A 25,893-nucleotide genomic window follows, 5' to 3' on the forward strand; every position below is an offset into this window, starting at 1 on the left:
CTGCCTCACGCCCGTCGGGGCAAGGGCGCGCGGAACGCGCGGGAGCCTCGGCGACAACTCCTTGCGGCGATGGGCGCGCAGGCGGCATATGCGTCTTCAATGATTTTCGGTTCTCGTTCCTTCTTGCGGCCTCTGCTCACGGCCGGCGCAAATGGCTCGGGAGCTTCCGCCAATCGACTGGCTGGCGTGGTGCGCCGCGGCGCCGCTCTGCATCGCGCAGGCGCCCCCTGACGCAGTGCTCCGCGGGTATGTCATCGACGTATAGCGACGGCGCTCCGAAGCCGCGCCGGAAAGCGCAGTAGGAAATGCTGACGCGCCGCATGCCGCGCGTCAGCGCGACGTACGCGAGCCGGCGCTCTTCATCGGCGTCACCGTAATCCGAGGGAAACACCCCCGCCTCCCAGGCGGGAAGAAACACATGCGGGAACTCGAGGCCCTTCGCCTTGTGCAGCGTCATCAGGCGCACGCGGTCGGTTTCGTCCTCGCCGGGGCGGCTGGTGGCGAGCGCCGCATGATCGAGGAGCTCGCGCCCCGTGTGGAACTCGCCGGCGAGCGAGATCAGCTCCTGGAGGTTTTCGAGCCGATCCTCCGAGCTCTCGGCCTTGCTGTCTCGCAGCATGGCGCGATAGCCGCTCGCGTCGAGCAGCAGCGAGATCTGATCGGCGAGCGTGTGCGAGCGATCCTCGCCGATGCGGCGCAGCTGGTCGGCGAACTGCAACCCGGCCGCGCGGCATTTCGCCGGCAGCTCGGCGGTGTCCAGGGCGCGCAGCAGCGAGACATTTCGAAACGAGGCCTCCGCCTCGACCGTCTCCATGGCCTTGGCGCCGAAGCCGCGGCGCGGCTCATTGATGACCCGGCGGAAGGCCTCGTCCGACTGGCGATCGTCGGGCGTCGCGGCGAGACGCAGAAGCGCGAGCGCGTCCTTGATCTCTGCGCGCTGATAGAAGCCGACGTCACCGACGATCACATGCGGAATGCGGGCGCGCATCAAGGCTTCTTCGAAGCCGCGCGACAGGAAAGAGGCGCGATAAAGAATGGCGATATCTTGCCAACCCGCTCCCTCGGCGTGACGGGCGAGCATCTCCTCGACGACGCCGGCGGCCTCGGCCTGGGCGTCGCGGTAGGCGACGACCTCGATCTTGTCGCCATGCTCCTTTCGCGTGTAGAGTGTCTTGCCGAGACGCTTCTTGTCCCGAGCGATGACCGCATTGGCCGCGGCGAGTATGTGACCCGTCGAACGGAAATTCTCTTCGAGCCTGATCCGCTCAGCGCTCGGAAAATCTTGATGAAAACGGCGGATATACTCGATGTCGGAGCCCCGCCATCCATAAATGGCCTGATCATCATCGCCGACGCAGAAGATGCGTCCATGTTGAGCGGCGAAAGACTTCAGCCAACTGTATTGGGCGAAATTGACGTCCTGATATTCGTCCGCGGCGAGCCAATCGAAGCGCGACGCCCAGCGCGCGCGATAGGCGTCGTCCTTGCGCATTGCGAGGGTCGGCCACAGTAGCAAGTCGCCGAAATCCGCCGCGTTCGCCTCGCGCATGGCGCGCTGATAATCGGCGTAGACGCGCGCGGCGGCCCGCAGCGCATGGGGATCGATCGGTTCGCGAGAGCGATCGCTTTTGGCGATCTTGCCTTCCACCCAGGCCGCGGCGCCGGCCGGCGTGATCAGATTGTCTTTGAACTTCGCGATACGATTGCACATGATCTTCAGCGGATCGCGTGCATTGGCGTCGCCGCCCTCCTCGCCATCGAGGCCTTGCGCCTTCATGACGCGTTTGACGAAGCGGCGGCTGTCCTCGGCGTCGACGATGTCGAAATTCGGCCGGAGCTCGGCGATCTCCGGCGCGTCGCGGAGCTGACGGGCGGCGAGCCCGTGATAGGTGCCGAGCCAGGAGGGCGCCGCCAGGCCGTCGAGCGCGGCGCGGATGCGCAACGCCATTTCGGCGGCGGCCTTGTTGGTGAAGGTGACGGCGAGAATGCGCGAGGCGGGAATACGGTCCACGGCGATGCGGTGCACGACCGCCGCCGTCAGCGTCGAGGTCTTTCCGGTGCCGGCTCCGGCGAGGACGAGGATCGGCCCCGTGTGCGCCGCCGCGCGCGCCTGCTCCGGCGTGAGGGTCGCGGCCATCCGGTCGAAGGCCTCGGCGGAGGGGCTATGCTCCGCCGGCGGTTCGTCGAAGCAGGGCTCGAAGCGGTCCCACTCCTCCATGCCGGCGAGCGGGTCGATGTCAGAGTATCTCGACATGGCAATTGGCTCCGTTGCAGCGGATAAGCTCTCCGCGGGAATCGTCGATGGTCGTGAAAACCGTGAAAAGATCGTCGAAGTAGAAGGCGCCCGTGTCGTTGCGTTCGCCGTCGACGACGACGCCCTCGACGATTTGCGAGCCATCGTCGGCTTCGACCTGAACGAGCGTGTCCAGGCGCCGTTCGCCGGTCGGGATGTGTCGGCAACGACGGCGCGTCGCCTCGGGCAGCTGGAAGAACGCTTCGGCCAGTTGGGCGAGCGTGTCGTCCATCGCGAGTTCGTCGACCGCGTCGGTGACGTCGATCGCGTCGCCGAGCTCACCGAGCCTTTGAAGGAAGAGTGCGCTGGCGAGCTTCGGCGGCCACGGCTCCCAGGGCGACATGCCGGGCGGCAGAGGCAGAGGATCGTCGTCGTGCGGATCGAGCGTGATCTGCAGGCTCGCTCTGATGTCGTCTCGGCTCCAGCCGACGACATGATAGGCTTCATTCGCCGCCGCCTGGCGATCGGCGCGCTTATGGAGGGCGTAGCTCTCGTCGGTCCACGGCGGCAGGCGGTAGCGTCGATCGACTGCCCGCTGTAGCCGCCGATCGAGCCGCGCGAAGCCTTCACCAAGATGTTGTTTTAACGGCATTATTGGATCGAATCCGCCGACCAACCCCTCGGTGGCGTCATGAAGAAGCTCGCGCAATGATTCCCGTGGCGTGAGCTTTCCCTCGCCTTCGCGCAGGGCCAGAACGGCGAGGCTGTGCTGGGCGACGCTGAGCGGCAGGTCCCAGGCCGAATATCCGCCCCAGCGATAGGTGCGCGACAGGCCGATCGCCAGATCCTCGTCGGTCCAGGCGTCCGGCTTCGGATCGAGCAGGTCGAGCCGACCGCCCGATTTGAGCAGCATCCAGGCGCGATGTGATGTCATTGTTTCGTCCTTTCTCGTTGGTCGAGCATGTCGTTCCAGTCGCTGTCCTCGACGGGCGGCCGCAGTCGCTCGAAGGCGACGCCGGCGGCCGCGGCGATCAGCTGGTGGCGGGCCGCGTAGCGGTCGCCGGCGGGATTGGCGTCGGCGGCGCTGCAGAAGCGCGCGCCCGGGATCGGCGCGAGGCGCGCGACGATCGCCTCGATCTCAGAGATCGTTTTCGGACCCATGCCGCCGCCGGTCGCCGCATACAGCGTGTCGGCGCGAATGTTCTCCAAGGCGGCGAGGCTGAGCGCGTCGATCGGCGCCTCGGCGAGGGCGAAGCGCGTCGGCGGCTCCGAACCGCCGGGCAAGCGGAACAGGATCTTGTCGCCGCCTCGCACCGATCCTTTGAAGTCCGGTCCGCGGATTTCGATATGGGTGACGGTTCGCCGGTCGTCGTGATGCGCGAACCAGGCGCTTCCGAATGGCCCCTCTCTCACGATGTCGGCGGCGCGAGCCGTCTCCAGGACGCTCGGGGGAAGGCAGCGCTCCTCGATGAGATACCGCCACACCGGCCAGCCGCGCCGAAGCCGGGGGCGCCGCGCCCATCTGATCGGGAGCGGGAGATCGGGGGATCGTCGCCTTTGGATGTCGGCGGCCGGAAAAGTCGGCTGGATCCCGGTGAACCGGCGGAGCACCTTGCGGACCTCGCCGAAATTCAGGCCGGGCTCGAGATGCTGCACCAGATCGAAGACGTCACCCTTCGCGTCGCTCTGCGGATCCCACCAGCCGCGGCCCTCGTGATTGACGATCAGGATTTCTCCCTTGCCACGCCGATATTTGAGGCAATGCTTCGTGCTCTCTCGGCGATCGAGCCGCCATGGCGGCGTCGAGCGCTCCAGCAGCGCGGCGCAATTCGTGCGCGCGCGCAAGATTTCGATCTCCTCGTCATGCCTCATGGTCTCTCGGCGCTCCCTTCGGGTTTCACGGGAAGGGCCGGAGGCCTCGAATCCTCCTTTTCCTTTCCCGAAACGCCGTCGGCCGACCGCGAGGCGGCCGCGCTGCAAGGGCGCGCGGAACGCGCGGGAGCTCAGCGACGAACCCTTGTCGGCGTGGCCGGCGCTAGCGGTAGCCATGTTCCCTCTTCCTTTGCTCCGGATTCCCATTCGTGATTCACTTGTGCGCGAATGCGAAGCAGGCGGGCGTGGAGGGCCGGCATGGCGGCGATGGACGAGATCGCGATCCTGTTGCAGGGCCGCAATGCGGAGGCGAACCGCCATCGGGCCTGGCGCGTCGAAGCCGGGCGCGATCTGTTCGGAAAATGGATGGTGCGCGTGTCATTCGGCCGGATCGGCTGCCGGGGGCGGACATTCGCGCGAGAATTCGCGTCGGAGGACGAAGCGCGCGCTTATGTGCGCGACGGGCTACGTCGCCGGAAAGGCGCCATTCGCCGCTGTGGGGTCGAGTATCGCATCATCGACGCGTCGCCGTCGGCTCTGCCTCTTCTCGCGACGCTCGGAATATCGAGCGCCCCGAAGATATTCGAAGCGGCAGGTCCTCGCCGTGAAGCCTGAACGGCCATCGGATGCCGCCGCGTCGCGGGAAACGCTCGTCGGCTCGGTCGAACGCGTGACATTTCACAATGAGGAGAATGGATTCGCCGTTCTGAAGGTCAAAGCGCGCGGCAAACGCGACCTCGTGCCCGTCATCGGCCATGCCGCTTCGATCTCGGCGGGCGAATATGTTCACGCCGTCGGCGTCTGGATCAACGACCGCACCCATGGGCTTCAGTTCAAGGCCGATTTTCTGAAGACCACTCCCCCGACGACGGCGAAAGGCATCGAAAAATATCTCGGCTCCGGCATGGTCCGAGGCATCGGTCCCAAGCTCGCCGCGAGAATTGTCGCCGCCTTCGGCGTGGCGACCTTCGAAACCATCGAAGCGGCGCCGGAAAGGCTGCGGGAGGTGTCCGGTATCGGGGAGTTTCGCGCGACGCGAATCGCTGCCGGCTGGGCCGAGCAGAAAGCCGTCCGCGACATTATGGTGTTCCTGCACTCGCATAGCGTCGGGACGTCGCGCGCCGTGCGCATCTTCAAGACCTATGGGTTCGACGCCATTCGGGTCATGACCGAGGATCCCTATCGGCTCGCCCGCGACATTCGAGGGATCGGCTTTCGGACCGCCGACGCCATGGCCATGAAGATGGGCGTCGCGCGTGACGCGCCGCAGCGCCTGCGCGCCGGCGTGTCGTTCGCGCTGCAGGAGGCGACCGACGACGGTCATTGCGGACTTCCCGTCGAGAGTCTGCTGACGCTCGCGGTCAAGCTGCTCGACGTCGAACAGGCGCTCGTGCGAACGGCGCTCGATCACGAGCTCGCCGGGTCGGAGGTGGTCGGCGACACGATCGGCGGCGAGCGCTGCGTCTTCCTGCGCGGACTTCATATCGCGGAGCGCGGCGTCGCCGACCGGCTGCGGGCGCTGCTGCGAGGCTCCCCGCCGTGGCCGGTGATCGATGTCGAAAAGGCCGCGCCATGGGTCGAAAAGCGGACGGGAAAGGCCCTGGCCCCTTCGCAGCGCGCCGCGATCGAGATGGCGCTCCGATCCAAAGTGGCGGTGATCACCGGCGGTCCCGGCGTCGGCAAGACGACTCTGCTCGACGCCGTCCTGCGCATATTGGTCGCCAAGGGAGTGAAAATTCTGCTCGCCGCGCCGACCGGCCGCGCCGCCAAGCGCATGGCCGAACAGACCGGCATAGAGGCGAAGACCATCCACCGTCTCTTGGAGGTCGATCCGAAATCCGGCGGGTTTCGGCGAGACGCCGACAATCCTCTCGACTGCGACCTGCTCGTCATCGACGAGACCAGCATGGTCGACACTTCGCTCATGTATGCCCTCGTCAAGGCGATCCCGACGCCATCGGCTCTCCTACTGGTGGGCGACGTCGATCAGCTGCCGTCCGTCGGGCCGGGCCAGGTGCTGGCGGACATCATCGAATCCGGAGCGATCCCCGTGGCGCGTCTGACGGAAGTGTTTCGGCAGGCGGCCGAGAGCCGCATTATCGTCAACGCCCACAGGATCAATCGCGGAGAAATGCCGGAATTGCCGCGGCGCGGCGAGGATTCGGATTTCTGGTTCGTCGACGCCGAGGATCCCGAGAAGGGAGCCGCCAAACTCGTCGAAATCGTTCGCGACCGCATTCCGCGGCGCTTCGGCCTCGACCCTATCCGCGACATACAGGTGCTCTGTCCGATGCAGCGCGGCGCGCTCGGCGCGCGATCTCTCAACGCCGACCTGCAGAAAGCGCTCAATCCTGACCCGCCGGCGAAGGTCGAGAAATTTGGCTCGATCTTCGCGCCGGGCGACAAGATCATGCAGACCGAAAACGATTACGACCGCGACGTGTTCAACGGCGACCTCGGGACGGTCGTGCGCATCGACGAGGACGAGGCCTCACTCGTCGTGAGCTTCGACGCTCGGGAGGTCGTGTATCCGTTCTGTGAGCTCGACGCCTTGGTCCCGGCCTATGCGACGACGATTCACAAGTCGCAGGGCTCGGAGTATCCTGCCGTCGTCATCACGCTCGCCACCCAGCATTACACCATGCTGGCGCGCAATCTCGTCTACACGGCGGTCACGCGCGGCAAACGTCTCGTCGTTCTTGTCGGGCAGCGCCGGGCGCTGGCAATCGCGGTGAGAAGCGGCTCTGGCAGGAAGAGATGGACGAAGCTGAGGGAATGGCTGATGGGCTGACATCGACGAGCAACGATCGGACCCCGGGGGAATGCTGGAGACGCCGGGCTCGTCGTCCAAAGCACGGACGAACGAGGCGCGTGAAAAATGCAAGCACGAGCGCCTCGCCGGCGAACGACAACTGAGCAGCGACAGTGACCTCGGGACGCAGAGCAAAAGGCGCTGGCCCGCAGGCCGAAGCGCAGGGCCGGGAGATTGTGCGTCTACACCAGACGCTCGAGAATTGGCGGGATTGCCGCCGTCTCGCTTACGCCGAGGGTTGGCCGGCGCTCGCCTCCAAAATCATCGACATCGAAATTCGCACACTGGAAACGGAAATTGCCCGACGAGCGCGTGAATTATTTTGAGGCCGCGACGCGAATAGCAGATCCGACATCCGACGGTCCGATCGTGTAGTTCTACCTGTCGGGTGGCCGGGCGGCGGCTCGGGCCGGCGAAGGGCGCCGCGCCGATTCGCGGACGCCTTCGACGGAATTAGAGCGGATACGCCTTAAACCGGCTCATATCCTGCGGCGGCAAAGAAATTTGCGCATTCGGTGGGGGGAACGCTCCTTCCGCAATGCGCCGATCCTGTTCCATAGGGCGAGGAGTTCGGCCTCGATCACTTCGAAGGTCGATCATGGACTGGTTTACCGGCACGCGTTGATGACCATGATCGCCTACGCTTGTCTCCAGTCCCGATCATCTCGTTGGGCGCGCTTGCGATGTCGCTCTTCTGGCCGGCCGTCAGTTTGAGCTTCAGCGGGCGTCCTTGGCGGTCGACTGGGCTCCCGAGCGCAGAACCCAGAATATGGCATTGAGCACCCGCCGATCGTCGCCCTGCGGCACGCTCCACGGCTTGTTAGGAAGATGTGGCTCGATCGCCTTCCATTCGAAATCCGTCAGGTCGCAGCTGCGCAGATTCATGCGCTCCCCTTTCAGGGAGTTGAATCACGCTCGCCTCGATTCTGAAATCCGGCTAGCCGTTTATGAGTTCACGTCCTAGCGAAAGCCTGATCCGTCCTAGGCTCAGGACCTGTTAATTTCGAGAGAGGCGTGATTCAAGGTCTCCGATATGGAGGCTTTGATGGGTGATTTGTTTTTGCTGAGCGAAATGCAGATGGCGCGAATTTCCCCTCATTTTCCCTTGGCGCATGGCGTGCCGCGGGTGGACGACCGCCGTGTGGTCAGCGGGATCGTCTACGTCATCAAGAACGGCCTGCAATGGAAGGACGCCCCGAAGGAGTATGGACCGCCCAAGACGCTCTATAATCGCTTCATCCGCTGGAGCCGGCTCGGCGTCTTCGATCGTATCTTCGCCGCGCTCGCAGGAGAAGGGCCGAAACCGGAGCGGATCATGATCGACTCCACTCATTTGAAGGCGCATCGGACGGCGGCGAGCCTCCTAAAAAAGGGGCTCTTTCCCGCTGTATCGGCCGCACGAAAGGCGGGCTGAACTCCAAGCTCCACGTCGTCTGCGACGGCGCCGGCAAGCCGCTCGTCATGATGCTGACCGAAGGGCAGATGAGCGATCACAAAGGCGCGAGGCTGATGCTCGACGCGCTGCCGCCGTCCTCGGCCCTGATCGCCGATCGCGGCTACGACAGCGACTGGTTTCGTCGAGCGCTCGCGGAGCGCGGGACCGAACCCTGCATCCCCCCGACGAAGAGCCGTAAGAAGCCTCTGGATTACGACAAGGGGCTCTACCGGCAACGTCACAAGATCGAGAACCTTTTCGCCAAGCTCAAAGACTGGCGGCGCATCGCTACCCGTTACGATCGATGCGCGCACGCCTTCTTCTCGGCCGTATGCATCGCCGCCGCTGTCGCCTTCTATCTCAATCAATGAGTCCTGAGCCTAAACTACGTAAGCTTTTTTGTCCGCCCCAACAGTGAAACTGTGGGGCGGATTGGATTTTTCCAAATCGTTGTGGATTGTTGTCGATCAGGAATTCTCGCTGAGCCGCGCTATAGTATCATGGGCCATGCAAACCGACAGCTTAGACCCAGAGGACGCGCTCATCACCGCCCTCACATTCACCCTCACACTTCTACGACAAGATCGGATTTCGTTTGTTGTCGCGCGCCGCGGGCTTACTCATATCGAACGCGACCTCATCCAACGATTTCCGGGCTTCGAAACTCGGATTCCTGATGTCGTCAGAAAGTGGCGTTTCAATCGAGCTCCGCTAGGTTCCAATGCACTCCGCTGATCATTGGGAGCGTAGCGCGTCTACTTTTCCGCTTGAGAACCGTTGCCTTTTATGATCGCTCCGCATCGAATGCACTGCGAAGTCAAGTCGGCACGCGCATGCAGGAGTGATCTAGCAGCTTCGATAAAGTAGGACGCTACTTGGTCTATACTCTCGACCTCCGGCTTTATGTAATCTAGCATGCTCAATATCGGCTTTATACCAGACCCGTCATTCGCATTTTTACTTGACTTTGTATGCCGCACCATTCTCATTACCTCCACTAAACTGTTACACTTTATGCCTTACGCTCGTCTGCTTCGGCCGTAGCATTCCGCAAATTATCGGAAATACGAATGTAGGTCATGCCCAAGTCCATAAACAATGTAGCCAGGATCGGCGGCGGCTGATCCTTCAATAGTCGCTCAATCATTTTGATATGAATCGTCGTTAGTTCCTGCAGAAATTCACGATATAGAATATCCATTGTCGCGTCTTCTTGTCGTTTTTCGCTCAAGTCCGGCTCTCGTACTGAGAAGGGGTATCCCACCTTCCTTCCACCCTGAAAAGAACCGCGATGCTTGCTTGATCCGAGACCGGCCTGGGATGCGGATCGAGGTATTTCACGAGCTCGAGATATGGCTCGGTCTCTCCGTCGAAGCGCATAGGCTCCTTGCCCTCGACCGGCTCGAAGCCCAGAACGCCGCGCCACATCCGCGCGTATTTTGGCTTCGCATGGGTCACCAGACGCTCGTAGCCCTTCTGCGCGACATGATCGAATATGAACCGAGAGCAATATTGGAGGACTCGGGGACCGCGATGCTCCTTTCGGAAGCAGGTGCGCTCCATTTTCGCGAAGTCCCGAAACCACCTCAGGCGTGCGGTTCCGATCGGCTCGTCATGGGCATAGGCGATCACATGCGTCGCCTGATAGTCGTTGCCATCGAACGTCTGACGCGCCGGAACGCCGTGCTCCTCCATGAAGCAAATGCTGCGAACGGCAAAAGCGTGGAGGAGTTGTTCATACTCGGTTATAACTTCGACCCGAATGTGGTTGTAAGAGCCAGTGTCCGCCATGTCCTAAGCCCCAGAAAGTGTGAGCTAAACTCCATGGCCGATAGTGGATGAATGCGAAAAGTCGTGGAACAGTGCTTATTTTCATCGGTTGTTCAAAAACGTTCGAACAAGGCGGGGAAAAAATGGCAGATAAAGAACCCCTGATGATGCCGGACCAAGAGCGCACGCTGCTCGCTGATCTGTGCAATGAAGCCGTCGCTCTCCACGGCGCGGACTGGGACGCGATTCAGCGGCATGTGTCTGACCGCCTCAGAGGGATGAGCGCGCTCGAACGAACGTACCTGATGGAAAAGGTCGAGCGGATTTTGGAAATTGGCGCAATGAATCGTTACCAAAATGGAATGCACTGACGTCATTCATCGATATTGAAAAGCAATCGGAAACCGCGGTCATAGGCCGATGGCCTCGCGTTCAGTTCCAGCTTTTCCCCAAACCACGGATTGGTGGGTCCGAGAACAGATGAGAGCCAATCAAAAACGAGACGCACAGGACGTGATTCCAGTCGCTGACGCACGGCGATTAAATACATAGGCACCGAAATCCGAGCGTCGAGGTTCAATGGAACAGAACTCGGTTCGAGAACCGTATAGCTCGCGAGCAGTCCTATCCCCATCCCTGATTTGACCAGCATGCCATAGGCGAAAGGATGATCGCAGAAGTGTGCGATCGTTCCGCGCTCGCAAAGGTCGAGCCAGCTATCCCAGAGACCTGTTCTTGCCGAGTAAAAATCCGATTGGATGAACCGGTGGCTCGAAATGTTTTCGTGCGTCGGCAACCCGAAATCTCGAATGTAGGTCTTCGAAGCGATCGGAATAAAGTGCAAAATTCCGAGGGGCTGGAGCGCCAGATCACCCGAGTCCACGCTTTTGAAGCCGACCATCATGTCCGTCTGATTTTCCTTCAGATCAGTGATGTTGAACGGCGTCTTCAGATGGACCTGAATTTTAGGATGCTCTCTGGAGAACGCCTCTAAGCTGGGCGCCAAAAAAATCGAGCTGAGAGCGTCCGTAATGCTGATACGAACGACGCCTTCTATTTCCCCCGCTTTGGATTTGATGCCGCTGCTGAGCGCGAAGAGCTGCTGATCTAATTTGCAGACCGATTGGGCGAGCAATTCCCCCTTTTCAGTAAAAATCAGGCCGTGCTTCGTCGGCACGACCAACTGCGATCCCATGAGGTCTTGCAATCGTTTGACCTGCCGGCTGACGGTGGGGTGGCTCATCCCGAGCATGTCAGCCGCGCGGTTGAACGAACCCGCCTTCGCGACGGCCAGGAACACGCGCAGCTCGCCCCAAAACTGGCCGCTCAGAATATCCTGATCCTCCATCGCTTTACGATGGAGGGACTTCTGATCGGACGTAAACGGTTCCATGTCACAACCCGCCCGCCGCAAAGGGAAGCCCCCGCGGTATTTGCCTGAGGCTTAACGTTTGCAGCAAAAATGTGTCGAGTCGAGATTTTTGTGTTATGAGAATGCCTTACAGTGGCGGTCTAGGTTAATTTTCCCGAGGAGGCTCGCGCCTGCATCCCGGATGATCGCGCTCGAATCGCTCTTTCAATCAATCGTCATCCCGCTGTTCACGAGCCGTCTGAGGACTCCGGTGATTTCGGCTGAAGGCTCGGCGCAACTGGCGTTGAAAAATAAAAGTGCTGACCCGTGAGCATCTGCGCCGGGGCGTCGATCGCCGCCGATGGAAAGCAAGAGCCCTGCGGCGTCCATTCATACGTCGATCACACCCGATTTCCGCGTGTCTCGATGACGGGAAGACATTCAGTCGCTGCGGCGACGCCTGAGGACCCTGGCATGACGCCGGAAGAATATCGCGGCGGGGCCTGCCTGCGGATTATGCTATGGGCGCGTCCGACTATGCGGCGCAGCGCGGGAGATGGCAAAAATGATCGGCCTCGGCCTGCTTAGCACAAAGGCCGGGTCACGCTCGGAGTGCCTCTGCGCCCGCCGCACGCGCACGTTTCGCCAAAAGGAAGGTGTAGTCGGGCGCATGAAATGAGCGCCTCGTCGCTAGACGACCTCCAGTTTTTTTGGTTTCCGCCACCGATAGATACTCGGATCGACGCCGGCCACCCGCGCAATCTCCATGATCCTCGCCACCGGAGCGGCAGCCGCCATGGCCTCTCGCTCCTTCTCGGCGAGAGAGTGTTTGCGACGTCGCTCGACTGACGTGATGACATCGATGCAATCCATGGCTCTCTGTAACTAACCTGTGGCTAGTCACAGTGTCATGCCCGACACGCCATTCGTAAGGCAGCCGCCTCCGGACGAATACTACGGACGCAGAATTGAGCTTATTCGATCGTCGCGAGTTCCACCGCGCGAGAGACATTTTGATTCGCGAGGAACCAGCGGTAGGAGCCTGCAATTCCGTCCTCCAGCGAGATTTCAGGTGCCCATCCCAGCGCCCGAATTCGGCTCGAGTCCATCAGCTTGCGCGGCGTGCCATCCGGCTTCGACGTATCGAACACGATCGCGCCCGTAAACTCGACAGCTTTGCGCACTGTCTCGGCGAGTTCGCCGATCGCAATCTCGAAACCGGCACCACAATTGATGTGCTCGTAGCCATCGTAATTGTCGAGGCAGAAGACGACGCCCCGGGCAAGGTCATCGACATGGAGGAACTCCCGCAGCGGCGTTCCGGTTCCCCAAACGACGACTTCAGAGCGTCGAGACTCCTTCGCTTCGTGGAACTTGCGAATGAGCGCGGGAAGCACGTGGCTCGTCTGGAGGTCGAAATTGTCATTCGGGCCGTAGAGGTTGCACGGCATGACAGAGATATAATGGCGACCATATTGTTTGCGGTACGCTTGGCAGAGCTTGATGCCGGCGATCTTCGCAATTGCATACCATTCATTCGTCGGCTCCAGAGGGCCGGTCAGCAACGCGTCCTCTTGGATGGGCTGCGGTGCGAATTTCGGGTAAATGCATGAGGATCCGAGAAAGACGAGACGGTCGACGTCTGCGGTATGGGCCGAATGGATGATATTCGCCTCGATTGCCAAATTATCATAGATAAAATCAGCAGGGTAAGTGTCGTTAGCGTAGATTCCGCCCACTTTCGCCGCGGCGAAGATTATGGCGTCGGGCCGATTTTGTTTCAGCCAGACTTCGACGGCGATCTGATTGCGGAGGTCGACGACTGAGCGATCAGCTTTCAATACTTCGTCGCCTCGCGCCTCAAGATAACGTGTGACGGCCGAGCCGACCATTCCTTTATGGCCGGCGACCCAAATTCTGCGACTGTTCATGTGAAATACCCGTTCTCGAAACACCGCCACAGTCCGTATAAATACGGGCTTTAAGCCTTTTTAATTATCGCCTTTTTTTGTGCTGTGCAATCGATAAAGTCACGATCCGACGGCACTTTTTTTTGAAATGATGAATGGGTTGAGATGCCGCCAGCGCTCGGACCATACCAGCTTTTGCATAGGCTCACCCTCTCCAAAAAAAGCGATCTTAACCCTCGAAAATCAAAGTTCCCCCACGATACTCGGCAACGTTCTGCTTCAAATGCCTCAGGATCGTGTCGTCGCTCGTCGGAATACCAAGTCGCTTCATCATTCGTTCGGCCGGCTGGGCGCCTACGCTGTGTCCGAACACCCGGATGAGTTCGGCGACCTCTCGGTCTTACGCGCGTAAGGCCTCTCTATATCGGATAGCTGCTCTGAGAATGTTTGGCCGTTCACACTCGTCGTCCAGGCACGCCAATGCTCGTATGGAGCTTTACGGTGATCACTGATCCTTGGACCGGGAAGTCCGGGAGCCCCAGACATATCGGCTATGCCGACGCGTCGACCGCGGTAAATGCCGATTTTAATTCCCCAGAAGCGCCGAAGTAAAATTCCCCAGTCCGGCGGGCACGGCGATCGGCCGGCGATCTGATCGGCGCCTCCGTTTTTGGGCGGTCGTCCGCGGCGCCGGAGCGTCGGCGGGATCGGGGCCGGCTGGATGCTGGCTTTTGTCCGAACATGTTCGGGCAAGAGGTCGGCGTGCTCGCGCAGGCGATAGCTCGAGCCTTCGATCTGGAAGACGACGGCATGGTGCAGGAGGCGGTCGAGAAGCGCCGTGGCGACAACGGCGTCGCCGAAGATGTCGCCCCATTCCGCGAAGCCACGGTTCGAGGTGAGAATCATCGCGCCTTTCTCATAGCTGGCGTTGACGAGCTGGAAGAACAAATTGCCGCCGCCCGGCGTGACCGGCAGATTGCCGATCTCGTCGACGATCAGCAGCGCGAAGCGGCAGAAGTATCGAATCTTTTCCCGCAACGTTCCCTCGCGCTCGGCTCTGGCGAGGACCGCGATGATGTCGGCGAGGGAGGCGAAGTAGACGCTGCGGCCGGCTTTGACCGCTTCGACGCCGAGCGCCAGGCAGAGATGGGTTTTCCCCGTGCCGGGCGGCCCGATGAGATGGACGGCTTCGGCGCGATCGATGAACTGCAACTCGGCGAGCGCCATGACGCGGCTCTTGTCGAGCGAGGGCTGGAAGGAGAAGTCGAAGCCGGCAAGCGTCTTGACGGCGGAGAGGCGCGCCATCTGAAGCGCCATTCGCACGCGGCGGTTCTCGCGCAGAGTGATTTCCTCGGCGAGGAGAATGTCGAGGACATCGAGCGCCGTGGCTTCGCCACGCTCGACGGCGCGCAGGGTGACGTCGAGGATTTCGAGGGCGCGCGGCATTCTCAGGCCGACGAGATTGCGTTTGACTCGGTCGATGATCGCGGAGGGCGCGGCGTTCATCGCGAGCCTCCCTGCGCAGCCAGGCGACGGCCCACCGCGTCATAGAAGGCCAAAGGACGTCGCGCAGCGTGATCGCCTGCGCGTCGCACGACGGGCTGCGGCTCTTCGGGCGGGCATCGGCGCGGCGCTGGCGACGACGTTCGACGATGCGCCGGATCGAGACGCTTCTCGCCGCGGCCTTCGAGCGGCGCATGTGTGGCGATCAGCTCGCCGTCTTCGAAGATGCGGATAGCGTCGGCGAAGACATGGACGTCGAGGACGCGCCGCCGGGTGGTGTCCGGCACGCTGTAGAGATTGCCGCCGACGCTGACCATGCCTTCATGCGAGGCGCGTCGTTCGAGCCGCAGCACCGCCTGATAGGCCATGGGCGGCAAAGCTTCGAGCGCCGCCTTCTCTTCGGCGAAGGCCTCATCGACGACGCGCTTCGTCGTGGCGTGGACGCGCGGATTGGCGACCGTGTCGAGCCATTTCCGGAGCTGCGCGTTCAGATCGTCGAGATCGCGGAATGAGCCGCCGAGCAAAAAATCCTCGCGGATATAACGGAACGGCCGCTCGACTTTCCCCTTCGTTTTCGCACGATAGGCTTTGCAGGCGCGCGGTCGGAAGCCGTAATGGCGGGCGAGATCGAGCAGCGCGCGATTATAAACGACGAGACCGTCCGGGTCTTCGCCGATGACGGCGGTCTTCATGCGGTCGTAGAGGATCTCGCGCGGAACGCCGCCGAGCGCCTCGAAGGCGGCCATGTGGCAGCGCAGGACGCTCTGCATATCCTGATGCAGAACGAAGCGCGCCCAGATGAAGCGGGAATGGCCCAGGACCATGGAAAAGAGCCAGACGATGCGCTTGACGCCGGGCGCGTCGAGGAACTCGAGGTCGAAGCGGGCGAAGTCGACCTGCGCCTGCTCTCCGGGCGGGGTTTCGAAGCGGACTTCGAAGCCCTTGAGGCGCGGCGGGCGAAGCTCTCGCAGCAGATCGGTGACTGCGGTGTAGCCGCCGGCATATCCATGCCCCTTGATCTCGCGCCACAACCGGCGGCCGCTCAAGGCCGGATAGGCGGCGAGGCGTTCCCGCAGATAGGCTTCGAAAGACGCGATCACGCGCTCGCGCGGCGGCCGGGCTTTGTAGCTGGGCGCCGTCAGCCCCGCGGCGATGTGCTTGCGGATGGTCTTCCGGTCGATTCCGAGCTGGCGCGCTATGGCGGACACCGAGTCCGCCAGCTACGCTTTAACATTAATAACTTACATAGAAATTTGCGGCTGGCCCCACTCTAGGCTCAGGACTCATTGATTGAGATAGAAGGCGACAGCGGCGGCGATGCATACGGCCGAGAAGAAGGCGTGCGCGCATCGATCGTAACGGGTAGCGATGCGCCGCCAGTCTTTGAGCTTGGCGAAAAGGTTCTCGATCTTGTGACGTTGCCGGTAGAGCCCCTTGTCGTAATCCAGAGGCTTCTTACGGCTCTTCGTCGGGGGGATGCAGGGTTCGGTCCCGCGCTCCGCGAGCGCTCGACGAAACCAGTCGCTGTCGTAGCCGCGATCGGCGATCAGGGCCGAGGACGGCGGCAGCGCGTCGAGCATCAGCCTCGCGCCTTTGTGATCGCTCATCTGCCCTTCGGTCAGCATCATGACGAGCGGCTTGCCGGCGCCGTCGCAGACGACGTGGAGCTTGGAGTTCAGCCCGCCTTTCGTGCGGCCGATACAGCGGGAAAGAGCCCCTTTTTTAGGAGGCTCGCCGCCGTCCGATGCGCCTTCAAATGAGTGGAGTCGATCATGATCCGCTCCGGTTTCGGCCCTTCTCCTGCGAGCGCGGCGAAGATACGATCGAAGACGCCGAGCCGGCTCCAGCGGATGAAGCGATTATAGAGCGTCTTGGGCGGTCCATACTCCTTCGGGGCGTCCTTCCATTGCAGGCCGTTCTTGATGACGTAGACGATCCCGCTGACCACACGGCGGTCGTCCACCCGCGGCACGCCATGCGCCAAGGGAAAATGAGGGGAAATTCGCGCCATCTGCATTTCGCTCAGCAAAAACAAATCACCCATCAAAGCCTCCATATCGGAGACCTTGAATCACGCCTCTCTCGAAATTAACAGGTCCTGAGCCTAGAGCGGATTCGCCTTAAACCGGCTCATATCCTGAGGTGGTGAAGAAATTTGCGCATTCCGTGGGGGAGAACTCCTTCAGCAATGCGCCGATCCTGTTCCATAGAGCGTCGACGGTCCGCTCCGCGGCTTTGCGGAGCAGACCTTTGAGCTTGGAGAAAGCCTTCTCGATCGGATTGAAGTCGGGACTGTAGGGCGGAAGATAGAGCAGCGTCGCGCCGGCCGCTTCGATGGCCTTGCCCACGCCTGCGCCCTTGTGGCTCCCCAGGGAACGAGGACCTGATCGACATAGGCCCGGAACCATTGACCATTGATCGGGCCGTCGAGAACCATCGGCGCCGTCAATCCGGTCAGGCGCAGGCCGGCGACGAATGTCGTCGTCTTCCAATGTCCATCAGGAACGTCGGCGCGCGCCCGTTCTTGCGCGCCATATTGGTCGTGGTCCAGGTCTCGTCGATGAAGACGAGTTTTTCGAGATCGTGATCGAGCTGGCTGTCGAACCAGGCTTCGCGCCGCTCTTTCACGTCCTCCCGGTCCTGCTCGCTCGCATGGGCGGTCTTTTTTTGTAAGTCAGACCGCAGCGGTCGAGGAAGCCCCACAGCGTCGCTCGGCTGGACTTTATCCCGCGTTCGGCGAGGAGCCGCTCCAACAGCTCGCTGGTGGTCAGGTCCGGCGTCGCCTCGATCAGCGCCAGCAGGAAGTCGCGATGCGGGTCGAGCTTGCAGCGTTTTGGCTGCCCCTGTTTGCGCGCGGCGAACCCAGACGATCGCGGTCGCATCGCCGACCCCGAAACGCGCCGCCGCCTGACGCGCCGAAAGGCCCTTCAACGCGGCATCGATCACCCGGTCACGCAAATCCTGGCTGTAGGCTCGAGCAATCTTTCCCCTCCGTCATACACATGACGTAAGGAATCAGGCTCTCGCCGATTCGGGAATCCCGTATTTGAATCGGAAAATGACGAACCCGCTCTAGGCCCCACCGGTTGCGTGCGGTCGGAACGCAGCAGCATCGCGTTGGCACAACTCGCAAATCTTTCGCGCGAGAGGGCTGTCGATCGGTCGAAAGATTGACGAACGCGACGACGTTGCTGGCCTCGAAGACGATCGCCCTGAGACGCGGCTGCGGAGGCTCGTGGAGAGTCGGAAGGCTGATGTCGCTAATCCGCTCGGCACGCGCGGACGTGAGTCGGCGGGCCTCGTAGCGGGCTTGGCGAGCGGTTAGCGGGTGAGGGGGCTCGGCGGGTTGATGGCAGGTGCCCAGTCGACGCGAGAGGGCGGTCGAGACATTTCGGCGCGCCGATTTCCCCACCTTGCGGACCCCGGTTCCCCACTTCCCCACCCCCCTAGAGGGGGTGTGGGTGGGGTGGGGTGCTGGGAACACCCCAGGATCACCGGGTTTCCCCACTTCGCTGGGGAAGGTGGGGAAGCATTCCGAGCACTTGCCGGCCGAATCCCCGGAGCTTATGCTCACAGCGAGCATAGCTGCTTCGCAAGGAGGCTCGCATGCAGGTCCGAACTTACGTCGACTCGCCGAGCCAGCTGGTCCGAGCGCTTGCCAAGCGGCGCGGCTCCGCGGTCCTGGCCGGGCAATCGGGAAAGGAACGCCCTAAGTGTGGCCGGTACCGGGCGACGACGAGCCGCCACGGGCCGCGTGATGATCTCCAAGCCGCCCGACCCGCCGTACGGGCCACGCCGCGCGACGATGCGCAACGCCAGCGGCGGGGTTATCGTGTTGGCGACGTTCAGCATCGAGGCGGGGGGGCGGCGGCCTCTCGGATCGCGCCGAGCGGAGCGCGCTGCGTGATCCTGGCGGAGCGCCCGCCCGCGGTGTTTCAGGGCGCGGCGAGGAATTCAGCGGCGAGGCGAGTGACCCACTCCCTGCGCGTCGTCCGTGCCTCGCTCCTCGACGAAAGCGCCCCGACCTCGGATGAACAGGCGGGGCGTTTTTGTGCGTGGATGGCGGCGCCGAGCTTGAGTGAGGTCCCGAATTGCGAGAGGATGGCTCGTCGAGCTGAGGGACATTTATGAAAAAGATTGTCGTCGCGTTCCTTTTGAACACTGCTTTATCGTCACATGCGCTCGCATTAGGCGGCGTCGTATGCCGTTCCGATGGCGCGGGTGTTAGTGGTTTCATCAATGATCAGCGTGACATCGTAGAGCCGATAAATTGTCTTGGGCAGCAAATTGCCGCGGTTAATAATCGTTCTGCCAGTCAACAAGCCATCGAAGCCGAGGCGCGCCAGATTGCCGAGTTGCAGAGGTTGGTTCGTGAGTTGTCGCAAGAGATCGGTGAGCTCAGGTCGACCCAAGGTCGACGACCCTAAAACGGTGCGTTGATCGCCGATCGCCTTCGGCGATCATGCTCACATGAAACAGCCCCTCCTCGTCCTCCTCGCCCTCGTCTCCACCACGGCCGCCGCGCTCGCGCAGTCATCGACTGTGCCGATCAGCGGCCTCCCGCCGGCGGCGACGCCGTTGTCAGGCAGCGAGATGGTCGCGGTCGTCCAGTCTGGGGCGACGCGGCGGGCAACCGTCTCGAACCTGTTCTCGGCGCGAGCCCTGACAGGCTCGCCCCACGAGTGGGTGTCAGCCGCCGGCTCGGATGGGCGCCTCACCTGCTCGCAGCCTGGGTTTGCGGACATATCGGGGGCGATCAGTCACCTTCAGCTCCCCTCGAGCGGGTCGTTGACGATCCTCGGCAATCCGACGGAGGCACCGGCGGCTGCACAAGACATGCCCGTTGGGGCCGGCGTCTTCTCTGCGCTTTCCAATGCCCCGAATAGCGTGAGCGGGTTCACGATATTCGGGGCCGAGCAAGCCGTGGTCCCGAATAACACGGCGCTGTCAGCGCTCCCGATCAGCTATGCGACGGCGGTCGCGCGTCTTGGATATTCGTCACTTGGCGATGGTCCGGCGCTCGTGTTCACGCCGTCGAACTCAGCATGCACGCTCAACGCCGGCGCCGGTGACGGGGCCTCGCAAGTGCCGTCGCTCGACGGCAAATGCTGGCTCGGGAATTTTGGCGGCGAGGCCAATCTTCTGCATTTCGGCGCGTCCGCGACGGCCGCGGACAATTCCACAGCAATCAACAATTGGCTGGCGCTTCTCGGCACGGCGGCGGGCGGGGACAAATGCCGGTCTTATACCGTAGCCTCGCCCGCCCCGGCATGCGTCATTCTCACGGCGCCCGCAGGCCAGTTCGATTTCAAGTCTCCGCTGGCGGCGCCTGCCGAGGACATAAACAAGGTCACTATCCGCGGGGGCGGCGGGATCACGACTTTCCGCTACACCGGCGCGCCGACCACGCCCGACCTGCTGACGTTCGGCAATCCCGCGCTCGGCGGGATGCACAATTCGAACCATTGGAATATCAGCAACATTCGCGTGACCAGCGCAACGACCATGACGGCAGGCGCCGCCATTCGGTTCAATAAGCTGTCTGACGCTCATTTGGAGAACATTTCGGTCGGTACGCTGGACCTCGAGTCCGATACGCCCGATGTTCGATTGAAGAATTGGGACGGCCTCTATTTCTACGGCTTCCATGAGGTTTTTCTCACAGGGTATCAGATTGCGTTCATGCGGAATGACGGCGTTCGCGCGCTCGGCCTCAACGCGCCTGTGAACGCGAATACGAACCTGATCATGTCCGGCGGTTATACCGATCTCAACGCGGGCGTCGGCATTCATGCGCTGGGGGCGGCCAATCTCTTCGTCGATAACGGCGAGTCGCTCGGGAACACCGTAGCTCAGGTCAAAATCGATAACAGGGGGAGCGTGGCGATCGGCTGCACCACGATGGCAGGGGTTTGCGGAAACCGTGAAATGCTTTTCGGCGCGCAATTCGTCGCGGACGGAACGCAGGTCGGCAGCAATTATGGGTATTACATCGACGACAACTTAATTCAGCCCGGAACGCCATTTCAGGTCAAGGGGCTCGTCGGGTCTGCTGGCACGGGCGCCGCCGATATATACGTCAAGAACTACCCGTCGGGGAACATCTCCATTTCGTCTCCTTTGATCGAGACTAGTCTTGCCGACGCGATCAAGGTCGACGACGCGACGACGCAGATACAAATCGCTCCGGAAACCATTATCGCAAACAATATCGGATACGCGATTAATGCGACTGTGCCGACGAATAATATATGGTTCAGCGGAAGAGCCTATAGCAACAACGGCGGCGCGAACGGCATGACCGCCAATGCTCGGGTGGGGTGGTATACCTACACTGGAACGTATCAGACCGACGGCAACGGAACCTACAGTGTTATAGAGCGTCTGCTCCGCCTGAATTCGAACGCCTATATGCTAGAAGTAGTGGCCACGATCTCGGATGTTGGTGATTCTCCTGCGAATTATTTCCGCATCGGATTGCTCAATGACGCCGATTATTGGCGGCCAGCTGAATTTTCCTTGATGCCAGCCACTATTCCATGCACGATACGCACAACTGTAGGCCAACAATACGCCGCAACAGGCGTATTATACGCATATAATCAGTATATTTCGATTGCAAAATACGACAATGCATCGCCGGCGACCGCAGTCGGGCAGATATATTGTAGCGGGATGGTCGCGACGCAGAAGTTCACGCCGTAGTGGTTGCGGGCCGAGCGTCACGTAGGGTGCTCACGCTTCTCGGCGCGGGGCTCCAGGCGCCGGTCGTTGTCGACGACGAGCTGTGGCCGCGGCTGCTGCGCCGCCAGCGCGTTCATCGCGCCGAGCATCGCCTCGCAAAACGCCTCCTCGAGGGTTTTCTTCGGCTGGTCGAGTGGGTCTTTCCCCTGTTGACTTCGTCAACGGGCTGCTAAGCTCCACGTCGTCTGCGACGGCGCCGGCAAGCCGCTCGTCATGATGCTGATCGAAGGGCAGATGAGCGATCATAAAGGCGCGAGGCTGATGCTCGACGCGCTGCCGCCGTCCTCGGCCCTGATCGCCGATCGCGGCTACGACAGCGACTGGTTTCGCCGAGCGCTCGCGGAGCGCGGGACCGAACCCTGCATTCCCCCGACGAAGAGCCGTAAGAAGCCTCTCGATTACGACAAGGGGCTCTACCGGCAACGTCACAGATCGAGAACCTCTTCGCTAAGCTCAAAGACCGCGGCGCATCGCTACCCGTTACGATCTATGCGCGCACGCCTTCTTCTCGGCCGTATGCATCGCCGCCGCTGTCGCCTTCTATCTCAATCAATGAGTCCTGAGCCTAGCGTTCACCTGCGGGGCAAAGCTACACGTGTATATTGGGGACGGGCTGCTCGGCGATCGGGGCGGCCCGGCGGATGCCGAGGTGCTCGCGGTCTACCACTTGATTTCCAACGTGGCATTGGCTATTCAAACTGTACACCTAGGACTTAAGAAGTAAGAAGTATGGGCGAGAGAAACGAACTTAAAAACGAAGGCTTCGTCAATAAACTGAAACGATACCGGGAGGCATCGGCCCGGGCCGAGGCATTGGCGCAGGAAGAAGGTGCCTTACTCCGGGGCATTTTCGAACAAGCCAACCGATTGGAGCGCGCGAGCGCAACCGATCGCACTTCCCAAGAGAGGGCTGAAGTCAACGCTAGCTGCCAGGCGGCCGTTTCCCGCCTGCGCGAAGTTCAGACTGCTCTTATTGAAGCGACCGCGTGTCTCAATATGGCTCGCCGGGCCTTAGAGCCGCTAGGAGCTTGAATCGGATGAATCAATTGTGGCCTCCATCAGGGCGGCCTGATTTTGCCGGAGGTCGCGATATGGAGCAACGAAAATTGACCTGCCCCTAAAAAATCCCACCTGCATCGATTAGAGTCCGTCCGATTGCAGGGACGGACACGATGAAGAAGAAACGGCTCACGGAAGAGCAGATCATCGGGATTTTGCGGGAGCAGGAGGCCGGCGCGAAGGCGGCGGACCTCGCGCGCAAATACGCGGTTTCGGAGACGACGCTCTACAATTGGAAGGCCAAATTCGGCGGCACTGCGGTCGGACGCAATTTGCGTAAATGTATTCGGCCTCTCGCGAGTGGCCGCTGTTGCGGCCAGGCCATGATGAGATTCGCGCGTATCGTTCCCACTAAATGGTACGGGCTCGGGAGCCCGTTTTTTTGATCGGGCTTACGATACGTGGATCGACTGTTCCGACTTTCATACCGCTCTCTTTCAAAAAAGAGCAACAACGAGAGCGCCGCGACGACTCTAAGCCGCCCGCGAGTTGGACAACGAGAGCGACTATGCATAGAATTCAGCCCGGATCTAAAATGCGAGGAGAGATCGTGTGATCGGTCGATCGTTTGATCATATCGTGAGTCTGGGAGCTCATTGCGAGACGGCGCATCACATCAGGCGGCTTACCGGATCGAACAAGGCGCATGTTTTCGACTGGTTTGTGACGCCGACGCTCTCCTTGGTAGAAATATTGGAGTGCGACTTCGCGGAGATGTTCCTCCCTGAGAATATGCGAGTTATCTTTGACGGCAAGGGCGTGCTCTGCAATAGGTATGGCACTATTCACTTTCACGACTTTCAGGACGGACACCCCGACGGAACCTATGTCCAAGAGCTCGTCGCTGCAGGCTGTCGGTCCAACCGGGACAAGTTCGCCTACCTTGCCAACCGATTCAGATCTATGCGTGGACGAGTTTTGTTTATCCGTGCGGATGATGGCTTTGTCAGCGGCGGTGATCGCAACGGCGACTTCACCGACGAATTGTTTTCGCGCTTTGTGGCGGCGATCGAACGTATTTTGCCGAACGTCGACTACAATCTGCTGTTATTGCGTAGCCAATACCGCGGCGAGCATCCCCGACTACACTTAGACGTCGCCGAAAAATACGGCGAGACCAGATGGGAGGGCAGCGACAGGGGCTGGGACGAGCTCTTCCTCCGTCAGGGTATCCATTTCGTCAAAGCCGAGGAACCGACGGTTTGAGTCACGCGGCGCAGGGCGCTTATCGTGTAGCACATAATAGTGCGCCGCGGCTTCGGCCGGGGCGACGTTTCAAATCGGCTGTCGCAGTCCGCGGTTGTTGAACCAATCGCCTCTTCGGGCGCGACGATCTCGTTGGCCGCAAAGCCACACCGCGGCCGCGTCGCCCGATCGCCTTGGCTTCATCCATCCAGATCGACATGGCGACATTTCGGACCGTAGCAACCCAGTGAATAAGGTGGGATTGCTGCCGTAGCTTCAAAACTGTTTCGGGCAACACAGCAAGCGTCCTGCCGCCAGTGGCCGGCGGGCTTGATGCGAAGACGACAAAACGTAAAGGCGAGTATCTTTGATAAATGCAACCCAGAAAAGTGTCTATCTCCTTTGAATCGTGCCCGAAATTCCATTAATACCCCGTGTCGCTCTTGCCAAGCCTAACTTGATCACCTATAGCTAGGCTAGCTTTAGCGGAAATCGTAACGACTCCCTTACTACCATCAACCTGGCATAAAGTAGACAATTCTACCACTCTTCCGTCTGCCTCGGAGATTGTGTGCCAAAAGGCAATACATGACGAAGATACTTCCTGTCATAATGTGCGGCGGGGCGGGCACGCGCGTATGGCCCGAGTCGCGGGAAACTCTCCCGAAACAATTCATTCCGCTCGTCGGCGAGCTGTCGACCTTCCAGACGACCATTCAGACGCTGTCGGACGAGGCGTTCGACAAGCCCGTCATCATCTCCAACGCCGATTATCGCTTCCTCGTCACCGATCAGCTGCGCGCCATCGGCGCCTCGGCCGATGTCGTCCTCGAGCCCACCCGGCGTGATTCGGCCGCCGCGGTCGCCGTCGCCGCCGGCGTCGCCGCGCGCCGCTCGCCGCAGACCATCGTCGTCGTGCTCGCCGCCGATCATGTGGTGCGCGACCCCAAAGGCCTCGTCGCTCTGTGCAAGAAGGCGGCGGCCGCCGCCNCGGACGGCTATATCGTCACGCTCGGCGTCAAGCCCGACAATCCGGCCACNGGCTATGGCTATATTCGCNCCGGCGAGCGCATCGCCGGCGACGTTTTCAACCTCGAGGCCTTCGTCGAGAAGCCCGATCGCGAGACCGCGCAGCGCTATATCGACGCCGGCTATTTGTGGAACAGCGGCAATTTCATCTTCCGCGCCGATGTGATGCAGGCGGAGATCGCGCAATTCGAGCCGGCGATCGCCGATGCGGCGGAAAAGGCGATCGACGCAGGCCGCGCCGATCTCGATTTTCTGGTGCTGGACGCAGAATCTTTCGCGCGCGCGCCCAAGACCTCCATCGATTATGCGGTGATGGAGAAGACGCGCAAGGCCGCGGTGATCGAGGCCGACATCGGCTGGTCGGACGTCGGCAATTGGCGCGCCGTGTGGGAGCTGACCGAGCGCGACGAACAAGGCAATTCGGTGCGCGGCAATGGCGTCGTGCGCGATTCGCGCAATGTTCATGTGCGCTCGGACGAGACGCTGACGACCGTCGTCGGCGTCGACGATGTCATTGTGGTGACGACGCCGGATGCGGTGCTGGTGCTGGGTCACGAGCATGGCGACAATGTCAAGCAGCTCGTCGATCAGCTGAAGCGCGAGAACCGCCGCGAGGCGGGCGAGCACAAGCGCATCTTCCGCCCCTGGGGCTTTTATCAATCGGTCGATTCCGGCGATCGGCATCAGGTGAAGCGCATTGTGGTGAAGCCGGGCGCGCGCCTGTCGCTGCAGAAGCATTTTCATCGCGCCGAGCATTGGATCGTCGTCAAGGGCACGGCGGAAGTCGGCCGCGACGAGGAGACGCTGCTGGTTCACGAGAATGAATCGGTCTATCTGCCGATCGGCTGCATTCATCGCCTGAGCAATCCGGGCAAGATCGACCTCGAGATCATCGAGGTGCAGACCGGCTCATACCTCGGCGAGGACGATATCGTCCGCCTCGCCGATTTGTATAGCCGCGCCTAGATCGTCTATAGACGGCCGTTCGGC

Annotated in this window: 19 protein-coding genes and 4 pseudogenes; 11 read left to right on the top strand and 12 right to left on the bottom strand. The window is 61.4% G+C overall.

The window, feature by feature from the left end:
- Nucleotides 1-136: 136 nt before the first annotated feature.
- From METLW3_RS0121480 to METLW3_RS0121490, 3 genes are read right to left on the bottom strand one after another with little or no spacing between them, the layout of a single operon-like run.
- Complete coding sequence (locus METLW3_RS0121480) at nt 137-2,254, bottom strand: UvrD-helicase domain-containing protein (protein ID WP_245267472.1); 2,118 nt, start codon at nt 2,252-2,254, stop codon at nt 137-139.
- Nucleotides 2,238-3,167 (bottom strand): hypothetical protein, encoded by a 930-nt coding sequence (locus METLW3_RS28925; protein WP_024881835.1) that lies wholly within the window; start codon nt 3,165-3,167, stop codon nt 2,238-2,240. Before METLW3_RS28925 ends, METLW3_RS0121480 begins: the two co-directional genes overlap by 17 nt.
- Complete coding sequence (locus METLW3_RS0121490) at nt 3,164-4,105, bottom strand: DUF3991 and TOPRIM domain-containing protein (RefSeq protein WP_024881836.1); 942 nt, start codon at nt 4,103-4,105, stop codon at nt 3,164-3,166. The genes METLW3_RS28925 and METLW3_RS0121490 overlap by 4 nt, the downstream gene beginning before the upstream one ends.
- Nucleotides 4,106-4,363: 258 nt before the next feature.
- On the opposite strand from METLW3_RS0121490, the gene METLW3_RS26140 reads away from it, so the two are divergent.
- Nucleotides 4,364-4,720, top strand: a complete 357-nt coding sequence (locus METLW3_RS26140; RefSeq protein WP_051465567.1) for a WGR domain-containing protein — start codon at nt 4,364-4,366, stop codon at nt 4,718-4,720.
- A complete protein-coding gene (locus METLW3_RS0121500) occupies nt 4,710-6,896 on the top strand; it encodes an ATP-dependent RecD-like DNA helicase (protein WP_024881838.1) in 2,187 nt (728 codons plus the stop codon). The genes METLW3_RS26140 and METLW3_RS0121500 overlap by 11 nt, the downstream gene beginning before the upstream one ends.
- A 765-nt stretch (nt 6,897-7,661) precedes the next feature.
- Here METLW3_RS0121500 and METLW3_RS27765 read toward each other — a convergent pair.
- Nucleotides 7,662-7,796, bottom strand: a pseudogene (locus METLW3_RS27765) (transposase); the annotation flags it as partial.
- A gap of 166 nt (nt 7,797-7,962) precedes the next feature.
- Here METLW3_RS27765 and METLW3_RS27770 point away from each other — a divergent pair.
- A protein-coding gene (locus METLW3_RS27770; RefSeq protein ID WP_157516632.1) for an IS5 family transposase occupies nt 7,963-8,723 on the top strand; the annotation gives its coding sequence in 2 pieces (ribosomal slippage) (nt 7,963-8,296 and nt 8,296-8,723; 762 coding nt in all).
- 641 nt (nt 8,724-9,364) lie between these two features.
- Here the strand turns inward: METLW3_RS27770 and METLW3_RS0121520 are convergent.
- Nucleotides 9,365-9,583, bottom strand: a complete 219-nt coding sequence (locus METLW3_RS0121520) for a hypothetical protein (protein WP_157516633.1) — start codon at nt 9,581-9,583, stop codon at nt 9,365-9,367.
- Nucleotides 9,580-10,143, bottom strand: a complete 564-nt coding sequence (locus METLW3_RS0121525) for a hypothetical protein (protein ID WP_024881842.1) — start codon at nt 10,141-10,143, stop codon at nt 9,580-9,582. The genes METLW3_RS0121520 and METLW3_RS0121525 overlap by 4 nt, the downstream gene beginning before the upstream one ends.
- A gap of 47 nt (nt 10,144-10,190) precedes the next feature.
- Here METLW3_RS0121525 and METLW3_RS0121530 point away from each other — a divergent pair, with 47 nt between their 5' ends.
- Entirely contained in the window at nt 10,191-10,493 is a 303-nt protein-coding gene (locus METLW3_RS0121530; RefSeq protein ID WP_198022832.1) for a hypothetical protein, read from the top strand.
- 2 nt (nt 10,494-10,495) lie between these two features.
- Here METLW3_RS0121530 and METLW3_RS0121535 read toward each other — a convergent pair whose 3' ends face one another.
- The 6 genes and pseudogenes from METLW3_RS0121535 to METLW3_RS27780 form a co-directional block, all read right to left on the bottom strand.
- Nucleotides 10,496-11,515 carry a LysR family transcriptional regulator gene (locus METLW3_RS0121535; protein ID WP_024881844.1) on the bottom strand — a complete coding sequence of 340 codons (1,020 nt, stop codon included), beginning with the start codon at nt 11,513-11,515 and terminating at the stop codon, nt 10,496-10,498.
- A gap of 932 nt (nt 11,516-12,447) precedes the next feature.
- The gene (locus METLW3_RS0121545) at nt 12,448-13,404 is read right to left on the bottom strand and encodes a GDP-L-fucose synthase (RefSeq protein ID WP_024881845.1); all 957 of its coding nucleotides are present in this window, start codon (nt 13,402-13,404) and stop codon (nt 12,448-12,450) included.
- A gap of 645 nt (nt 13,405-14,049) precedes the next feature.
- A pseudogene (istB, locus tag METLW3_RS26155) lies at nt 14,050-14,889 on the bottom strand (IS21-like element helper ATPase IstB); the annotation flags it as partial.
- On the bottom strand, nt 14,886-16,106 hold the full coding sequence (gene istA / locus METLW3_RS26160) for an IS21 family transposase (protein WP_051465569.1): 1,221 nt from the start codon (nt 16,104-16,106) through the stop codon (nt 14,886-14,888). The gene istA and the pseudogene istB, both read right to left, overlap by 4 nt.
- A 63-nt stretch (nt 16,107-16,169) precedes the next feature.
- A protein-coding gene (locus tag METLW3_RS27775; protein WP_157516632.1) for an IS5 family transposase occupies nt 16,170-16,930 on the bottom strand; the annotation gives its coding sequence in 2 pieces (ribosomal slippage) (nt 16,170-16,597 and nt 16,597-16,930; 762 coding nt in all).
- A 76-nt stretch (nt 16,931-17,006) separates the two neighbouring features.
- A pseudogene (locus METLW3_RS27780) lies at nt 17,007-17,868 on the bottom strand (IS630 family transposase).
- A gap of 1,145 nt (nt 17,869-19,013) precedes the next feature.
- Here METLW3_RS27780 and METLW3_RS28475 point away from each other — a divergent pair.
- The 7 genes and pseudogenes from METLW3_RS28475 to METLW3_RS0121625 all read left to right on the top strand — a co-directional run bounded on the left by METLW3_RS28475 (nt 19,014) and on the right by METLW3_RS0121625 (nt 25,869).
- Nucleotides 19,014-19,313 carry a hypothetical protein gene (locus METLW3_RS28475; RefSeq protein ID WP_157516635.1) on the top strand — a complete coding sequence of 100 codons (300 nt, stop codon included), beginning with the start codon at nt 19,014-19,016 and terminating at the stop codon, nt 19,311-19,313.
- Between the two features lie 43 nt (nt 19,314-19,356).
- Complete coding sequence (locus METLW3_RS0121605) at nt 19,357-21,591, top strand: hypothetical protein (RefSeq protein ID WP_157516636.1); 2,235 nt, start codon at nt 19,357-19,359, stop codon at nt 21,589-21,591.
- Nucleotides 21,592-21,617: 26 nt separating this feature from the next.
- Entirely contained in the window at nt 21,618-21,803 is a 186-nt protein-coding gene (locus METLW3_RS0121610; protein ID WP_024881851.1) for a hypothetical protein, read from the top strand.
- Nucleotides 21,804-22,359: 556 nt separating this feature from the next.
- Nucleotides 22,360-22,662, top strand: a complete 303-nt coding sequence (locus METLW3_RS28485; RefSeq protein ID WP_157516637.1) for a hypothetical protein — start codon at nt 22,360-22,362, stop codon at nt 22,660-22,662.
- Between the two features lie 140 nt (nt 22,663-22,802).
- Nucleotides 22,803-22,943 (top strand): annotated as a pseudogene (locus METLW3_RS26175) (transposase); the annotation flags it as partial.
- A gap of 298 nt (nt 22,944-23,241) precedes the next feature.
- Nucleotides 23,242-23,895, top strand: a complete 654-nt coding sequence (locus METLW3_RS0121620; RefSeq protein ID WP_084484919.1) for a DUF1796 family putative cysteine peptidase — start codon at nt 23,242-23,244, stop codon at nt 23,893-23,895.
- A gap of 567 nt (nt 23,896-24,462) precedes the next feature.
- Complete coding sequence (locus tag METLW3_RS0121625) at nt 24,463-25,869, top strand: mannose-1-phosphate guanylyltransferase/mannose-6-phosphate isomerase (RefSeq protein WP_024881854.1); 1,407 nt, start codon at nt 24,463-24,465, stop codon at nt 25,867-25,869.
- Nucleotides 25,870-25,893 lie beyond the last annotated feature (24 nt).

The sequence above is a fragment of the Methylosinus sp. LW3 genome (assembly GCF_000527115.1).
Lineage (GTDB): Bacteria > Pseudomonadota > Alphaproteobacteria > Rhizobiales > Beijerinckiaceae > Methylosinus.

Coding starts and splice junctions, on each gene's coding strand:
- METLW3_RS0121525 (WP_024881842.1), bottom strand. CDS start 10,143: ATGGCGGACACTGGCTCTTACAACCACATTCGGGTCGAAGTTATAACC.
- METLW3_RS0121605 (WP_157516636.1), top strand. CDS start 19,357: ATGAAACAGCCCCTCCTCGTCCTCCTCGCCCTCGTCTCCACCACGGCC.
- METLW3_RS0121480 (WP_245267472.1), bottom strand. CDS start 2,254: ATGTCGAGATACTCTGACATCGACCCGCTCGCCGGCATGGAGGAGTGG.
- METLW3_RS0121530 (WP_198022832.1), top strand. CDS start 10,191: ATGAATGCGAAAAGTCGTGGAACAGTGCTTATTTTCATCGGTTGTTCA.
- METLW3_RS28925 (WP_024881835.1), bottom strand. CDS start 3,167: ATGACATCACATCGCGCCTGGATGCTGCTCAAATCGGGCGGTCGGCTC.
- METLW3_RS0121535 (WP_024881844.1), bottom strand. CDS start 11,515: ATGGAACCGTTTACGTCCGATCAGAAGTCCCTCCATCGTAAAGCGATG.
- METLW3_RS26140 (WP_051465567.1), top strand. CDS start 4,364: ATGGCGGCGATGGACGAGATCGCGATCCTGTTGCAGGGCCGCAATGCG.
- METLW3_RS28475 (WP_157516635.1), top strand. CDS start 19,014: ATGAAAAAGATTGTCGTCGCGTTCCTTTTGAACACTGCTTTATCGTCA.
- METLW3_RS0121490 (WP_024881836.1), bottom strand. CDS start 4,105: ATGAGGCATGACGAGGAGATCGAAATCTTGCGCGCGCGCACGAATTGC.
- METLW3_RS28485 (WP_157516637.1), top strand. CDS start 22,360: ATGGGCGAGAGAAACGAACTTAAAAACGAAGGCTTCGTCAATAAACTG.
- METLW3_RS0121545 (WP_024881845.1), bottom strand. CDS start 13,404: ATGAACAGTCGCAGAATTTGGGTCGCCGGCCATAAAGGAATGGTCGGC.